This window comes from Glycomyces sambucus (assembly GCF_900102815.1).
GTDB lineage: Bacteria > Actinomycetota > Actinomycetes > Mycobacteriales > Micromonosporaceae > Glycomyces > Glycomyces sambucus.
The window spans coordinates 1-14972 of sequence record NZ_FNGF01000007.1 but is presented as its reverse complement, the minus strand read 5'-3'; the positions used below and the strand labels follow the sequence as shown (position 1 = coordinate 14972).

Genomic DNA, 14972 nt, shown 5'->3' with positions numbered 1-14972 from the left:
CAGAATAAAGAGTATGAATCGTGATGAACAACGCAGAAGATTGTGGTGGGATACGTGCGGCGCCTAGTGGCCTTGGTCATCGCGGCGGCGGCGATGACGGTCTTCACGGGACTCGCGCTGGCCTCGGGCGCCGGTCCCGAGGCCGAGGCGTCCCAGGCCGAGCCCGAGCACGGCACCGGCGGTCGGGGGCTCCTGCTCACGATCTGCATCGAGCTGCCGATCATCGACCTCCCGGACCTGCCGCCGCTGCTGGAGTGCCCGTCGCACCCGCCGCCCTCCCCGACGCCGCCGCCGGAGCCGACCGAGCCCGAGCCGCCGACGCCCCCGTCACCGGAGCCGCCGACCACGCCCGCCGAGCCTTCGCCGCCCGAGCCGAGCGAGCCCGGGCCCGTCACGACCGAGCCCGCGCCCGAGTCCCCTGCGGCGGCCTCCCCGGCGCCCTCGCCCGATCCCGCCGCGGAACCGAGTTCCGAAGCGCCTCAGTCGAGTGCGGCCGAGGCGCCGCTCCCCGACCCTGCTGCCGACCCCGGTCCGCTGCCCGACGGGCTGCTGGTGGACGACGCGGCCGCCGTCCCCCACGAGGAGGACGAGGACTCCGCGACCTTGAAGAAGCGGCTCGCCGCCACCGTGCTCGCGTTCGTCGCCGCCATCGGCGCCGGGGCGGCGTTCTCCGGCCGGGCCGGCAGGTAGGTGCGCCATGTCGCGGGCCCCGGGATCCGGCGCTCGGCCGGGACCGGGGCCGCGTCGGGCGCCCCCGCCTCCAGGAACCGGCCGACCCCGTGGGCCGCGGTCGAGCCCGGTCCGGCGTCGCCGAGGCGCCGCAGCGACGACTCCCGGTATCGGTCGGTCCCGTCCAGGTGCCACTTGTGGATCGCCGCGATCCAGTTCTTCAGGTCGGCCACATAGGACGCGAGCGCGGCCTGCGCCCCGGTGTTGAGGCCGTGCTCGGCGGCCAGGCCCGGCACGTCGTTGGCCTCGACCATCTCGAACTGCTCGATCCGGGCGTCGGCGAGGGCCGCGGTGATCCGCACCGCCTCCTCCCGGCCGACCTCCAGGTACTCCTCGACCACGACGACCCCGTTGAGCAGCTGCCCCTCGTACTCGACCTCCTTCTGGTACGAGCACACGTCGTTGAGCAGGCACACCGCGTCCATCGCGGCGGCCTCCATCCACACGAGCGGGCGCGAGCGCCACACCGCGTCGGGCACCGTGCGGCCCTTCCGCAGGCGCGCCAGGGACATCGTCAGGTCCGAGCCGAAGGAGTCGCGGCGCATCTCGACGTAGTCGACCGGGTCGGGGACGCGGTTCTGGCCCTCGGTGTGCAGCTCCCACAGCCAGCCTTCGAGCATCTTCTCCACGGCCCGCCGGAACTCGCCGCGGGCGCGCTCGTCGAACCCGGCGGCCGTGCGGCCCCACAGGTCGGCGAGCCCGAGCTCGACCGGGTTGGCCGGGGCCGGGACCGGGCCGAGGTCCACGGGCATGAACTCCAGCAGGCGCCGGTGCTGCGCGACGGCGGCGCCGAGGTGCCTGCCGCGGCCGAAGGCCGCGGGGTAGTAGTCGTCGCCGTAGGTGCCCCACGCGAGCCAGTCGGCGGAGGCGTTCAGCTCCTCGGCGGTGCCCTCGGGGTCGATCCCGGCCGAGCACAGCGCGAAGTCGAAGCCCTCGAACTGCTTGCGGTGCCACAGGCCCGAGCCCGGGAGGGCCGGGTCGGGCGCGAGGAAGCCCATCTTCGCGGCCCACTCGGTGCCGTGGCGCCGGGCCTCGTCGAGGTGCGGGTTGAGCCGCAGTTCGAACGGCTGGCGGAACGCCGGCATCGCGGTCGGCCCGACCTTGCGGAACGGGGCCCGCGAGTGCTGCTTGAGCGCCGAGGCCGCGATCCGCGCCTGCGAGGTGCCGATCCCGTTGGGGCCGCCCAGGACCCGCTGCGCGGCGTCGTTCATGTACCGGCTCGACCGCATATGCCACTCGTGCCCGCCGGCCTGCCAGTCCTGGAGCCCCTTGGCGTACAGGGCGATTGCGGCCTGCTCGGGCGGTGTGACCCCTTCGGCGGCGCTGAGGACGGGGATCTCGGTGAGCGCGGTGTTCTCGAACTGGTGCAGCCGCGAGGTGAGGATGTCGTTGACGAGTTCGGCGGCCGGCTGCGTCGCCAGGCCCAGGAACCGCTCGAAGACGAGGACCGCGTTCGCGTTCTCGCCCTCGTCGGTGACCTCCCGCTCGTAGCTGAACAGGTCGTTGCGCAGGTGCACGGCGTCGGCGAACGTGTCGCGCAGGACCTCCAGGGGCCGGGACGCGGCCACCTTCGCCGGGACCTCGGCCCCGACGGCGTACTCGACCAGGCCCGCCGACCAGGGGGCGCCGCCGACCTTGCGGCGCATCTCGATGTACTCGATCGGGTTCGCCACGCGGGCGGACGTGATGTTGTCGAGCTCCCACAGCGACTCGAACAGGAGGTTCACCGTGGACGCCAGGAACCGCTCGCGCCAGCCCGCCGACATCGCCGGGGCGGTGCGCCCCCACAGGTCCAGCAGCCCCAGCTCCACCGGGTTCTCCGGCTCGGGGGTCCCGCCGAGGTCCACGGGCATGAACAGGGGGATCCGGTCGAGGTACGCCTTCGCGCCGGCCTTGTCGCGGGTGCGCTTGAAGGCGTCGAGGAAGTGGTCGTCGAAGAAGAACACCCACACGTACCAGTCGGTGACCAGGTCCAGGGCCGGCGCGTCGCAGTCGGGGTGCGTGTACGCGCACAGCAGCCCGTAGTCGTGCCGGTCGAGTTCGGCCAGGTCCCAGACCACGCCGCCGCCCTCGGCGGGCGCGTCGAGCATCCCCATCTCCTTCGCCCACGCGCGCGCGTGGACGCGGGCGCCCTCGACGTGCGGATTCAGCCGCGCCGGATACGGCAGGTAGAACGTGGGCAACACGAACGGGTGATTTTTTGACATAGCGCTCCCTATCGGCGAAACCGGTGGAATGCAGGCGGTCCCACTGTAAGGGTTTCCGGGCCGGGCCGCTACCCCCAGTCGGGTGCCGTGCACGAGCTGTCGAGGCGCGGCTCCCGGGGCGTGCGGACTACTTAGCACACGCGAAACATTGGCCGCTCGATCGCGAAACAGGCCCGGGTGAACCTAGACGCCAGTCGGGGGCTGACAGCGCCGTCGCTCCGACGGCGCGGCGCCGGGAGCGCGGAAGCACCCCCGGAGCCGCGTCCGCAGTCAGCCCAGCACCCTGGAGGTCCAGCGCGTGAAGGTCGCCATCGTCGGCTACGGCATGGCCGGGGCCCGCATCGCCCGCGAGCTCGGGCGCCGCGGCGTCGACGTCACCGTGTTCGGCGCCGAGTCCGAGGCCGCGTACAACCGCATCCTGCTGTCGAGCATGATCGCGGGCAAGCAGACCGAGGCCGAGATCGCCCTGCCGGTCCCGCCCGACCACGTCGAGCTGCGCCTGGGCGAGGCCGTCGAGTCGGTCGACCTCGACGCGAAGACCGTGGGCGGCACCGCCTTCGACAAGCTGGTGCTCGCCACCGGCGCGGAGGCGTTCGTCCCGCCCATCCCCGGCCTCGATCCGCTCCCCACCGGCGCCTACGTCCTGCGGACCATCGAGGACGCCCGCGCGATCCTCGGCGAGGCCGCGAACCGCGCCTCCGCGATCGTCCTCGGCGGGGGCCTGCTCGGCCTGGAGTCCGCCCGCGGACTCGCCAAGCGCGGCATGGACGTCACCGTGGTCCACGCCGCCGGCCACCTCATGGACCGCCAGCTCGACCCGCTCGGCGCGCGCGTCCTCGCCGACGCCTACGCCGAGGTCGGCGTCGAGTCGGTGGTCGACGCGCAGACCACCCGGGTCCTCCACGGGGACGACGGGCTCACGCTCGTCCTCGCCGACGGGCGCACCGTCACCGGGCAGCTCCTGGTCGTCTCGTGCGGCATCCGCCCGAACACGGACCTGGCGCGCGCCATGGGGATCGAGTGCGGGCGCGGGGTCGTCATCGACGACGACTGCCGCACCTCGCACCCGGACGTGTACGCCGTCGGCGACTGCGCCGAGCACCGCGGGATCCCCTACGGGCTCGTCGGGCCCGCCTGGGAGCAGGCGGACGTCGTCGTCGACCGGCTCTCAGGGGTCAACCCCGACGCCGCCTACGAGGGCTCGCGGCTCGTCACCCGCCTCAAGGCGTCCGGCATCGAGCTCGCCGCGATGGGCCGGGTCGAGGGCGACGAGGTCGTCTCCTTCGCCGACCCCGCCCGCGGCACGTACGCGCGGCTGGTGATCGACGCCGAGGGCCGCCTCGCGGGCGCGGTCATGCTCGGCGACAACCCCATGGTGGGCCGGGTGGTCCAGCTGTTCGACACCGGCGACCCGGTGCCGCACGACCGCCGCACCCTCCTCATGGGCCGCCCGGGCGAATCGGTCTCGGTGGCCCCCGCGACGCCGGCGTCCATGCCCGACGAGGTCGTGGTCTGCCGCTGCAACAACGTCACCAAGCGGGAGCTCGGCGACGCGTTCTTCGCGGGCGCGCGCACTCCCCAAGCCCTGTCCGACGCCACCCAGGCCACCACCGGCTGCGGGACCTGCTCCGAGGACGTCGCCGGACTCTGCAAGTGGCTGAACGGCACCGCGGACGGCCTCGGCCGGGCCGCGGCACAACTCGATGAGGTGTCAGCATGAGCGAACTCGTAGTCATCGGCGACGGCATGGTCGGGCGCCGCTTCCTGGAGGCCGTCGCCCAGCGCGACCCCTCTTGGGAGGTCACCGTCCTGTGCGAGGAGCCCCGGCCCGCCTACGACCGGGTCCGCCTCTCGGCGTTCTTCGACGGCGCCAGCGCCGAGGACCTGTCGCTCGCCTCGGACCTCCCCGGCGTCGAGGTCCGCCTCGGCGAGCCCGCCACCGCGGTCGACCGCGAGGCCAAGGTGGTCCGCTCCGCGACGGGCGAGTACCCGTACGACAAGCTCGTGTTCGCCACCGGCTCCTACGCGTTCGTGCCCCCGGTCGAGGGCAGGGACCTCCCCGGCGTGTTCGTGTACCGCACCATCGAGGACCTGGAGGCCATCAAGGCCCGCGCCGCGGGACGGCGCCACGGCACCGTCATCGGCGGCGGCCTCCTGGGCCTCGAAGCCGCCAACGCCCTCAAGCTCCTCGGCCTGGAGACGCAGATCGTCGAGTTCGCGCCGTGGCTCATGGCCCGCCAGCTCGACGAGGCCGGCGGCGGGGTCCTCAAGCAGCACATCGAATCCCTCGGGATCGGCGTCGACTGCGGCACCGGCGGCACCCGCATCGACGCGGTCGACGGGCGCTTGCGCATGGACACGAACAAGGACGGGGTCGCCTACGACACCGACCTCATCGTCTTCGCCGCGGGCGTGCGCCCCCGCGACCAGCTCGCCCGCGACTGCGGGATCGCGGTCGGCGAGCGCGGCGGCATCCTCACCGACCTCTCCTGCGCCACTTCGGATCCCGACGTGTACGCGATCGGCGAGGTCGCCGCCGTGGAGGGCGTCTGCTACGGGCTCGTCGCCCCCGGCTACGCGATGGCCGAGGTCGTCGCCGACCGGCTCGCCGGCGGCGAGGCGACGTTCCCGGGCGCCGACATGTCGACCAAGCTCAAGCTCCTCGGCGTCGACGTCGCCCAGTTCGGCGCCTTCGACGGCCCCCTCGCCACCACCTACCTCGACCCCGCGAACGGCACCTACGCGAAGCTCGTCCTCTCCGACGACGCCACCACCCTGCTCGGCGGGATGCTCGTCGGCGACGCCGAGCCCTACCCGCTCCTGCGCGCCAGCGTCGGCGGCAAGGTCCCCGGCAAGCTCGCCGACCTCCTCGGCGGCGGCGAGGTCGAAGGGGGGCTCCCCGACGGCGCGCAGGTCTGCTCCTGCAACGCCGTCACCAAGGGCGAGATCATGGGCGCCATCCACGAAGGCTGCCACGACGTCGCCGAGCTCAAGTCCTGCACCAGGGCCGGCACCTCCTGCGGCTCCTGCGTCCCCATGCTCAAGCAGCTCCTCTCCGAAGGCGGCGTGGAGGTCTCCAAGGCCGTGTGCGAGCACTTCACCCAGTCCCGGGCCGAGCTGTTCGACACCGTCAAGGTCACCGGCATCACCACGTTCTCCGAGCTCATCGCCCGCCACGGCACCGGCTCCGGCTGCGACCTGTGCAAGCCCGCCGTCGCCTCGATCCTCGCGTCGCTGTCCAACGGCCACATCCTCGACGGCGAGCAGGCCGCGCTCCAGGACACCAACGACCACTTCCTCGCCAACATGCAGCGCAACGGCACCTACTCGGTCGTCCCGCGCATCCCCGGCGGCGAGATCACCCCCGACAGGCTCATCGTCATCGGCCAGGTCGCCAAGGACTTCGACCTGTACACCAAGATCACCGGCGGCCAGCGCATCGACATGTTCGGCGCCCGCGTCGAGGACCTGCCGAAGATCTGGCGCCGGCTCGTGGACGCCGGCTTCGAGTCCGGCCACGCCTACGGGAAGGCCCTGCGCACCGTCAAGTCCTGCGTCGGCACCGACTGGTGCCGCTACGGCGTCCAGGACTCGGTCAAGATGGCGATCGACCTCGAACTGCGCTACCGGGGCCTGCGCAGCCCCCACAAGCTCAAGTCCGCCGTCTCCGGGTGCGCGCGCGAATGTGCCGAGGCCCGCAGCAAGGACTTCGGGGTCATCGCCACCGAGCACGGCTGGAACCTGTACGTCGGCGGCAACGGCGGCTTCACGCCCCGCCACGCCGACCTGCTCCTGTCCGACGTGGACTCCGCGACCCTGGTGCGCACCATCGACCGGTTCCTCATGTTCTACATCTCCACCGCCGACCGCCTCCAGCGCACCTCCAAGTGGGTCGAGGGCCTCGACGGCGGCCTCGACTACCTGCGCGGCGTCATCGTCGACGACCGGCTCGGCATCTGCGCGGACCTCGACGCCATGATGGCCAAGCACGTCGCGACCTACGCCGACGAGTGGAAGGGCGTCATCGACGACCCCGAGAAGCTCCAGCGGTTCGTCTCCTTCGTCAACGCCCCCGACACCCCGGACCCCTCGATCGAGTTCGAAGAGGTCCGCGGCCAGAAGTTCCCGGCCGGGTCCGCCGAGCGCTCGCGCCCGGTCCTGCTCGGCACGCCCGTCATCCGCTCGTCCCAAGGGAAGTGATCCGCAATGACCTCGCCTCCGCTCCAGGCAATCTGCGCATTCGACCGGCTCGTGCCCGGCCGCGGCGTCGCCGCGCTCCTCCCCGGCGGCGAGCAGGTCGCCGTGTTCCGGCTCCCCGACGACAGCCTCTACGCGGTCGCCAACCGCGACCCGTTCACCGGCGCCAACGTCATCAGCCGCGGCCTCGTGGGCGACCGCGGCGGCGACCCGGTCGTCGTCAGCCCCCTGCTCAAGCAGGCGTTCTCCCTCAAGACCGGCGCGTGCCTCGACGACGAGTCCGCCGCGCTGGAGGTCTACGCGGTCGAGGTGGCCGACGGCGCGATCCGCGTCGGCGCCCTCGCGGAAGCGAAAGCGGGCGCCTGATGGCCGCCGCCGGAGCCCCCGTCCAAGAGGCCGGGACGTCGCTCGCGCCGCTGACCGGCTACACCGTGGCCGTCACGGCGCAGCGCCGCGCCGACGAGCTCGCGACCCTGCTGGAGCGCCGCGGCGCCCGCACCATCGTCGCCCCGACGCTGCGCATCGTCCCGCTCCCCGACGACGAGGCCCTCCGCGCGGCCACCGTCGAACTCATCCGGGAGGCCCCGGACCTCGTCGTCGCCACCACCGGCATCGGTTTCCGCGGCTGGCTCGAGGCCGCCGAGGGCTGGGGCATGGGCGAGGACCTCCTCGAAGTCCTCGCTCGCGCCCGCATCCTCTGCCGCGGCCCCAAGGCCCTCGGCGCCGTGCGCGCCGCCGGGCTCACCGAGGAGTGGACCGCGCCCTCCGAGACCGGCGACGAGGTCGTCCGGTACCTGCGCGAACGCGGCGTCGGCGGCCAGCGGGTCGCCATCCAGCTCCACGGCGACCCCGCCGAGGACTTCATCCGCACCGTCCGCGCCGGCGGCGGCGCGGCCGTCCCCGTCCCGGTCTACCGGTGGACGCTCCCGACCGACATCACGCCGGTGCAGCGCCTCGTGGACGCGATCTGCGCCCGCCGCATCGACGCGGTCACCTTCACGTCGGCGCCCGCCGCGAACGCCCTCCTTCGCATCGCCGGGGACCAGGCCGCCGACATGCTGGAGGCGTTCCGCGCGCCCGCGGAGGACAACGGCGTCCTCCCCGTCGCGGTCGGCCCCGTCACCGCGGCCCCCTTGGAGCGCCTGGGGGTCGAGACGGCCCAGCCGCAGCGGGCCCGCCTCGGCTCGCTCGTGCGCACCGTCGCCTCCGCGCTGCCCAAGCGCTCCCGGCGCCTGCTCCTGGCCACCGGGCACCACATCGAGCTGCGCGGCCACATGGTCCTCCTCGACGACCAGCCGTTCCAGCTGCCGCCCGCGCCGATGGCCGTCATCCGGGCCCTCGCCTCCGCGAACGGCCGCGTCCTGTCCCGCACCGAGCTGCTGGGGCACCTGCCGCGCGGCGCCGACGGGCACGCGGTGGAGATGGCGGTGACGCGGCTGCGCGACGCCGTCCACCTCCGGTCCTGTGTGGAGACGGTGATCAAGCGCGGCTACCGCCTGAACCTCGAAGTGTGAGCGGCGTGCGATAACCGGTTTCCCTTTGTACGATGAGGGAGCCCGCACCACGCGAAATCTGAATCGGAGGCCGCCATGGCGTACCCGCCAGCGCCGCAGTACCCGCCGCAGCAGCCCCTGCCCTCGGGCCCGAAGACCAGGCCGTCGACGGTCTCCGCGGTGGTGTGGACCCAGTTCCTCACCGCCGCACTGCTCGTCATCACCGGCATCTCGATGTTCGCGGTCCAGGCGAGCGTCAAGGACGTCGTCACCGACCAGATCCAGACCGACCCGTCCCTCGAGGGCTCGGGCATCACCGCCGACGACATCGGCACGATCATGACGATCACGTTCGCGGCCGTCGCGGGCGTGTACCTGCTGTTCGCGGTGTTCTACGTGATCCTCGGCATCCTGAACAACAAGGGGAACCGCCCCGGGCGCATCCTCTCGTGGGTGCTGTCGGGCATCGCCTTGGCGTGCTGCGGCCTCGGCGGCCTCATCGGCCAGGTCGGCGAGACCACCTACAACGTCAACGGCACCGAGTACCAGGACGAGATGACGCAGGCGGTCGAGGACGCGACCCCGAGCTGGGTGTCCGCTCTGGACTGGGCGACCCTCATCGTGTTCATCGTCGGCTCGCTCATCATCATCATCCTGCTGGCGGTGCCGGCCTCGAACGAGTTCTTCCGCAAGGAGGACCTCGGCGCGGGCCCGTACCAGGGGCAGCCGCCCTACGGCGGCCAGCCGCCGTACGGCCAGCAGCCGGGCCAGCCGCCCTACGGGCAGCAGCCGCCCCCGCCCCCGGCGCAGTAACGTCACGACATCGCAACGGCCCCACCGGAAGGCGGGGCCGTTGCCGTGTCCGCGGGACCTACCCCGGCGGGGCGGTCACCGGCGGCACCGCGAAGGCCCGCTCCCGGTCGTACCGCTCCAGGGCCGCGGTGTCGGCCTCGGTCCCGTGCCAGGCGGCCAGCAGCTCGCCTTCGCGCCTGCGGCTCATGCCGGCCCGCAGCGTGGGCGCGGCCGCGTTCGCGCGCCACCACCGCTTGACCGTGGTCTCCAGCGTGGAGAGCCGGAGCCCGGCGGCGACGGCGGGCCCGGGCGGGCGGCTGCCGTGCCCGTCGTAGTCGGGGGAGGGCACCCAGAAGCCGAGCGACTCGTGCCCGGCCCATGGGGTCACCTCCTGTTCGAGCAGGAACTCCTGCGACACCCACGTGAGGTGCGGCCGCTCGGCGATGACGCCCTCGTCGACGAGCGCGTCGGCGATACCGTCGAAGAACGCGCCCATGCCGATGTGGCCGCCGATCGCGTCGAAGGTGCCGGTGAGCTTCGCGTCGGCGGCGTCGAGGAGCCAGTTCGCGTAGTCCTCGACGTCGATCCACTGCACGGGCCGCTCCTTCGGGCCGGGGGCGAGGATCTCGCCGCCCTCGCTGAAGCGCAGCGGCCAGTACCCGAGCCGGTCGACGGGGTCGCCGGCGCCGACGATGAGGCCGGGCCGGGTGACGAGCGCGCGGTCGCCCAGGCGCTCGCGTACCCTGTTCTCGATGGCGACCTTGCTGGCGCCGTAGACCTCCACCGACGGGTCGGTCGAGTCGTCCGGGGCCGGCTCGTACAGGTCGTCGGTGACGGCCGCGTGCTCGGAGTAGGCCGAGATCGAGGAGATGAAGGACCAGTGACCGGCGCCGTCGGCGAGGGCGTCGAGGACCGGGCCGACCTGCGCGGGGATGCGCGCGACGTCGAAGACCGCGTCGAACTCCCTGCCGCGCAGGGGATCGACGCCGCCGGAGACGCTGCGGTCGATGGGGACGAACTCGGCGCCCGCGGGCGGTTCGCCGCTGGAGCCGCGGGCGGCGACGGTCACCCGGTCGCCGCGCGCGATCGCGAGCTGCGCGATGGTCCGGGAGAGGTAGACGGTTCCGCCGAGGACGAGGATGCGCTTCGGTTGCGTGCTCATGCCCTGAGCATGGCGGCCTGCCGGTCGGCTGGCAAGCCCCGTTCGCCCTCGGCATATCCGCTCTCGGCAGCGCGCGGTCGGGCGCTTGCCGCGGGCGCGGACTTGCGGCGGGGCCCGCGCGGGCTCAATATGCTGGAAGGAGACGCGGGGAGGCCGCCATGACCGATGACCTGGACACCGGGGACGACGAGTTCGGCGAGGACTTCTTCGCGACCCTGGAGGCGGCCCCGGACCCCGCCGCCGAGGACGCCGCGGACGACCTCCTCGCGGACGCCGGCGGCCCCGGCGAGTTCCACTACGAGGCCGAGGGCGACGGCAGCTTCGAGACCGGCGCCGAGGCGGACACCGCCGCCGGTGACGATTCCAGCGACGTCCTCGACGGCGCTTTCGACGGTGATTCCGATGGCGATTTCGACGGCGCTTTCGACCCTGACGACTTCCCTTTCGAGCTCGGCGGCGAGGGCTGACTAGGCTGCCGGTGTGAGCGACTCCGAAACAGCCCCGCAGCGCGCCCCCTACACCCGCCTGCCGCACGACGAGGCCGAGGCCGTCGCGATGCAGACCGAACTCGCCGGCTGCGTTGTGGTCGCCGACGACGACCGGCCGATCGACACCGTCGCGGGCCTCGACATCGCCTACGGCAAGGACTCCGACGTCGCCGTCGCCACCGCGGTCGTCCTGCGCCGCGGCGACCTCGCCGTCCTCGACCAGACCGTCGTGCGCGGCACCTCCGACTTCCCGTACGTGCCCGGCCTCCTCGCGTTCCGCGAACTCCCCTTGCTGCTCAAGGCGATCGACGCGCTCACCGTCACCCCCGACCTGTACGTGTGCGACGGATACGGCCTCACCCACCCGCGGCGGTTCGGCCTCGCCTGCCACCTCGGCGTCGTCCTCGACGCGCCCGCCATCGGCGTCGCCAAGAACCCCCCGCACCTGCCCGTCGAGGCCCCCGGGCCCGACCGCGGCGCGTGGACCCCGATCAGCGCGGGGGAGGAGACCGTCGGCTGCGCCCTGCGCACCCAGGACGGCGTCAAGCCCGTGTACGTGTCGGTCGGCCACCGCGCGACCCTCGCCACCGCCCGCGACCTCGTCCTCGAACTCGCCCCCCGCTACCGCCTGCCCGAGCCGATCCGCGCCGCAGACCAGTTGGGGCGCAAGCGACTCGCCGAAGCCGCCCCCGCCTGACGGCCGCGCCCCGCGGCGCCCGGGGGGGGTAGGGCCCACCCCACCCCGGACCGGCCCGCCCGCAGGATCGAGAACAGGGGGTCTGGACCCTAGTGTCGAGAGCATGCAGAAACCCCACTCAGTCACCAACGCCGCCCTGCTGTGGACGACCGCCGTCGTCGCGGGGGTCATCGAAGCCCTGTTCGTCGTCAGCGAGATGAACCGCGACGGCGGGATCGACTCCGGCACGTGGACGGCGCTGGCCGTCCGCGGCGGGATCTACCTCGCCGTCATGGTCCTCATCCTGATCTTCGCGTCCGGCCGCCGCTGGGCCCGCTGGGCCCTCGCCGGGCTCCTGTCCGTCATCGGCCTCGCCTCACTGGTCGTCGAGCCCGCCCGGCTCCTCATGGACGGCACCCCGTTCATCGAGGCGTTCGGCGGCGACGGCGACCTCATGATGGGCATCTTCGTGGCCCGCATGTCGCACATCGCGGCCGTGCTGCTCGCGACCGCCGTCATGTTCAGCCCCAGCGCGAACGCCTACTTCCGCAGGCCCGCCCTCAAGGACGCCGCCCCCGAGCCGGTCGGGGCCTAGGGCCTGTCCTAGCGCCCCCGCAGCCACTCGGCGTCGCCGGGCGCCAGGTCCGGGACGGACGCGACCTCCTCCACGAGGTCGCGTTCGCCCATGGCCGCCCGGAAGAACATCGCGGTCGTGACTCCGTGCCCGGGCCGGTGCACCACCTCCAGGTCCGCCCCGGCCTCGACACGGCCCGGCTCTACGACCCGCAGGTACGGGCCCGGCCGGGCCTCCCGGGTGAAGGTCTTCAGCCAGCCGCGCTCGTCGATCCAGCCGCGGAACGTGCCGCACGGGATGCGCGCGCCGGTCACCTGGAGCACGAGCCCGCCGGGCCCGGCCCACCGCTCGCCGATGAGCGCCGCGTTCACGTCGTACCCGGCGAGCGTCAGGTTCTCCCCGAACGCGCCGGGCCCGAACTCGCGGCCCACGAGCGCCCCGAAGTGCGCGTAGTCCTCGCTCGCGAAGGCGTACACGGCCTGGTCGGTGCCGCCGTGGTTCCGCACGTCGCCCACCCGGTCGCCCGCCAGGCCCACCGAGCCGTCGCCCTTCGGCCCCGGCGCGGTCACCGCGACCGGGCCCGCGACGGGCCGCTTGTCGATGTAGGTCGCGGCGAGGCCCTTCCACGGGTTCTCCCGGGGCCGGCCGACGTTCACGGAGACGATCTTCACGCGCCGGAGCCTATCGGCGCCGGGCGCGCGCCTCAACCGGATTCGCGGTGTCGGGGGTCCCGGCTACGCTTGCCGGGTGGGGGTGAGCACTCGGAAGCTGTTCCGCGACGACGCGGTGGTCCTGCGCACCTTCAAACTCGGCGAGGCCGACGCGATCGTGTCCCTCCTCGGCCGCGGCCGCGGCCGATACCGCGCCATGGCCAAGGGCCTGCGCCGCACCTCCTCGAAGTTCGGGGCCCGCCTCGCGCCCTTCAGCCACGTCGACCTCCAGCTCATCGAGGGCCGCGCCGAGCTCCACACCGTCACCCAGGCCGTGGGCCTGCACCTGTCGGGCGGCGCCATCAGCGGCGACTGGGCGACGTACACGGCCGCGTGCGTCATCGCCGAGGCCGCCGAGCGGCTCGTCCCCGAGGACCACCAGCCCGACATCGACGTCTTCCAGCTCACCCTCGGCGCGTTCCGGGCCCTCGCCGAGACCGAGCTGCCGCCCGTGCTCGTCATGGACTCGTACCTCCTGCGCGGCATGAAGTCCGCCGGGTGGGCGCCCTCGCTCGACCAGTGCGCGGTGTGCGGCGCCGACGGGCGGCACCGGGCCTTCGCCGTCGCCGCCGGCGGCGCCGTCTGCGGCGACTGCCGCCCCGGCGGCGCCTCCGTGCCCGCGACCGCCTCGCTCGACCTCATGCGCGCCTTGGAGTCCGGCGACTGGGCCAACGCCGTCGGCGCGGACTCCCGCCAGCGGGGCGAGGCCGCGGGGCTCATCGCGGCGCACTTCCAATGGCACTCCGAACGTCCACTGCGGACGCTCAAGTACGTGCCGCACTAGCGCGCGTTCACACCGTCCGCAGCAGGAACGCCGAGGTCAGGTCCAGCAGCTCCTGCCGCTGCGCGAGCGTCCCCGGGCTGTGGCCCATGCCCGCGACGGTGCGCATCTCGAGCCGGTCGCCCCAGACCTCCCGGTACGGCTCCAGGAACTCGGCCCGCATGAGGCCGTCCTCGGTGCCGCCCGCGATGAGCGCCGGCCCGGCGTGGCGCCCGGCGGCGGCGAACTGGTCGAGGCCCGGCAGGTCGTCGAGGAACGCGCTGCCGAAGCGCACGCCCCGGTAGTCGGCGTAGCCCCAGTCGCGGATCTGGTCGCGGTAGGGCCCGCGGTTCCAGTACGGCAGGTTGAGCGGGCCGCCCGAGGGCGCCCACAGCGCGAGCGACGGGACCGGCCGGCGCCCCGCGACCAGGACCGCCGTCAGCGCGCCCATGCTGAAGCCGAGGACCGAGATCCGCTCGGGGAGGAGCGCGCGGTTGCGCGCGAGCTGGTCGAGGACCGCGTCGAGCTGCGACGCCTGGTCGGAGATGGCGAACTCGACCGGGTCGCCGTCGGACTCGCCGAACCCGGCGAAGTCGAAGCGGTAGGCGGCCACGCCCTCGCCGGAGAGGATGCGGGCGAGGCGCACGAACTCGTCGCGCGACCCCATCCGGTTCTCGCCGAACCCGTGGCACAGCACGACGGCGGGGACGGGTTCGCGGTGCGGATGGGGGAGGTGGAGGACGCCGCGGAGGGTGCGGCCGCGGTGCTCCACGTTGAGAGGTTCCACGCGCCGAACGTAACAGAGCCCACACCCGGGCGCCAGGACCCGCAGCGGCGAACGCGAGGACCCGGCGCATTCGCAGTCGCCCCCGTTTAACAGTGCCCGAAGGGTCCGACATCGGGACGGCACCATACTTGGCGAACGCGAACGCGAACGCGAACGCGAACGCGAACGCGAACGCGAACGCGAACGCGAACGCGAACGCGAACGGGCAACGGGCAACGGGCAACGGGCAACGGGCAACGGGCAACGGGCAACGGGCAACGGGCAACGGGCACCGGGCACCGGGCGGCCTACGGCAGCGTGTGCACGACCGGGTGAGGCCCGAGCGGCTTCGCAGCCAGGCCGTGGGGCGGCGTACATGAGCGTGTGCGCGTCCGGCACGGCCGAGCCGCTTCGCGGC

13 protein-coding genes are annotated in these 14972 nt (G+C 73.4%); 9 read left to right on the top strand and 4 right to left on the bottom strand.

Going from position 1 to position 14972, the window contains the following annotated elements; genetic code table 11:
- Nucleotides 1-479: 479 nt before the first annotated feature.
- Nucleotides 480-2936 carry a terpene synthase family protein gene (locus tag BLS99_RS20345; protein WP_091053569.1) on the bottom strand — a complete coding sequence of 819 codons (2457 nt, stop codon included), beginning with the start codon at nucleotides 2934-2936 and terminating at the stop codon, nucleotides 480-482.
- Nucleotides 2937-3234: 298 nt separating this feature from the next.
- Here BLS99_RS20345 and BLS99_RS20340 point away from each other — a divergent pair, with 298 nt between their 5' ends.
- From BLS99_RS20340 to BLS99_RS20320, 5 genes are all read left to right on the top strand, one after another.
- Nucleotides 3235-4656 carry an FAD-dependent oxidoreductase gene (locus BLS99_RS20340; protein ID WP_091053568.1) on the top strand — a complete coding sequence of 474 codons (1422 nt, stop codon included), beginning with the start codon at nucleotides 3235-3237 and terminating at the stop codon, nucleotides 4654-4656.
- Entirely contained in the window at nucleotides 4653-7136 is a 2484-nt protein-coding gene (nirB, locus tag BLS99_RS20335; protein ID WP_091053567.1) for a nitrite reductase large subunit NirB, read from the top strand. The genes BLS99_RS20340 and nirB overlap by 4 nt, the downstream gene beginning before the upstream one ends.
- A gap of 6 nt (nucleotides 7137-7142) precedes the next feature.
- Entirely contained in the window at nucleotides 7143-7499 is a 357-nt protein-coding gene (gene nirD, locus BLS99_RS20330) for a nitrite reductase small subunit NirD (protein WP_091053566.1), read from the top strand.
- Nucleotides 7499-8647, top strand: coding sequence for a uroporphyrinogen-III synthase (locus tag BLS99_RS20325; protein ID WP_091053565.1), 1149 nt, complete (start codon nucleotides 7499-7501; stop codon nucleotides 8645-8647). Before nirD ends, BLS99_RS20325 begins: the two co-directional genes overlap by 1 nt.
- 75 nt (nucleotides 8648-8722) lie before the next feature.
- On the top strand, nucleotides 8723-9439 hold the full coding sequence (locus BLS99_RS20320; RefSeq protein ID WP_091053564.1) for a hypothetical protein: 717 nt from the start codon (nucleotides 8723-8725) through the stop codon (nucleotides 9437-9439).
- A 58-nt stretch (nucleotides 9440-9497) separates the two neighbouring features.
- Here BLS99_RS20320 and BLS99_RS20315 read toward each other — a convergent pair whose 3' ends face one another.
- Nucleotides 9498-10580, bottom strand: coding sequence for an NAD-dependent epimerase/dehydratase family protein (locus tag BLS99_RS20315; protein WP_176953458.1), 1083 nt, complete (start codon nucleotides 10578-10580; stop codon nucleotides 9498-9500).
- 158 nt (nucleotides 10581-10738) lie between these two features.
- Here BLS99_RS20315 and BLS99_RS20310 point away from each other — a divergent pair, with 158 nt between their 5' ends.
- From BLS99_RS20310 to BLS99_RS20300, 3 genes are all read left to right on the top strand, one after another.
- Nucleotides 10739-11047 carry a hypothetical protein gene (locus tag BLS99_RS20310; RefSeq protein ID WP_091053563.1) on the top strand — a complete coding sequence of 103 codons (309 nt, stop codon included), beginning with the start codon at nucleotides 10739-10741 and terminating at the stop codon, nucleotides 11045-11047.
- A gap of 88 nt (nucleotides 11048-11135) precedes the next feature.
- Nucleotides 11136-11765, top strand: a complete 630-nt coding sequence (locus BLS99_RS20305; protein ID WP_091053827.1) for an endonuclease V — start codon at nucleotides 11136-11138, stop codon at nucleotides 11763-11765.
- 103 nt (nucleotides 11766-11868) lie between these two features.
- The gene (locus BLS99_RS20300) at nucleotides 11869-12339 is read left to right on the top strand and encodes a hypothetical protein (RefSeq protein WP_091053562.1); all 471 of its coding nucleotides are present in this window, start codon (nucleotides 11869-11871) and stop codon (nucleotides 12337-12339) included.
- Nucleotides 12340-12347: 8 nt separating this feature from the next.
- Here BLS99_RS20300 and BLS99_RS20295 read toward each other — a convergent pair whose 3' ends face one another.
- The gene (locus BLS99_RS20295; protein WP_091053561.1) at nucleotides 12348-12989 is read right to left on the bottom strand and encodes an MOSC domain-containing protein; all 642 of its coding nucleotides are present in this window, start codon (nucleotides 12987-12989) and stop codon (nucleotides 12348-12350) included.
- An 82-nt stretch (nucleotides 12990-13071) separates the two neighbouring features.
- Between BLS99_RS20295 and recO the strand changes: the two genes are divergently transcribed.
- Nucleotides 13072-13812 (top strand): DNA repair protein RecO, encoded by a 741-nt coding sequence (gene recO, locus BLS99_RS20290; protein ID WP_218126755.1) that lies wholly within the window; start codon nucleotides 13072-13074, stop codon nucleotides 13810-13812.
- Nucleotides 13813-13819: 7 nt separating this feature from the next.
- Here recO and BLS99_RS20285 read toward each other — a convergent pair whose 3' ends face one another.
- Nucleotides 13820-14575 (bottom strand): alpha/beta hydrolase, encoded by a 756-nt coding sequence (locus tag BLS99_RS20285; protein ID WP_176953457.1) that lies wholly within the window; start codon nucleotides 14573-14575, stop codon nucleotides 13820-13822.
- Between the last annotated feature and the right edge of the window lie 397 nt (nucleotides 14576-14972).

Bases quoted from the DNA above. Each gene is read 5' to 3' on its own strand.
- BLS99_RS20345 (WP_091053569.1), bottom strand. From the start codon at position 2,936: ATGTCAAAAAATCACCCGTTCGTGTTGCCCACGTTCTACCTGCCGTAT.
- nirB (WP_091053567.1), top strand. From the start codon at position 4,653: ATGAGCGAACTCGTAGTCATCGGCGACGGCATGGTCGGGCGCCGCTTC.
- nirD (WP_091053566.1), top strand. From the start codon at position 7,143: ATGACCTCGCCTCCGCTCCAGGCAATCTGCGCATTCGACCGGCTCGTG.
- BLS99_RS20325 (WP_091053565.1), top strand. From the start codon at position 7,499: ATGGCCGCCGCCGGAGCCCCCGTCCAAGAGGCCGGGACGTCGCTCGCG.
- BLS99_RS20320 (WP_091053564.1), top strand. From the start codon at position 8,723: ATGGCGTACCCGCCAGCGCCGCAGTACCCGCCGCAGCAGCCCCTGCCC.
- BLS99_RS20315 (WP_176953458.1), bottom strand. From the start codon at position 10,580: ATGAGCACGCAACCGAAGCGCATCCTCGTCCTCGGCGGAACCGTCTAC.
- BLS99_RS20310 (WP_091053563.1), top strand. From the start codon at position 10,739: ATGACCGATGACCTGGACACCGGGGACGACGAGTTCGGCGAGGACTTC.
- BLS99_RS20305 (WP_091053827.1), top strand. From the start codon at position 11,136: ATGCAGACCGAACTCGCCGGCTGCGTTGTGGTCGCCGACGACGACCGG.
- BLS99_RS20300 (WP_091053562.1), top strand. From the start codon at position 11,869: ATGCAGAAACCCCACTCAGTCACCAACGCCGCCCTGCTGTGGACGACC.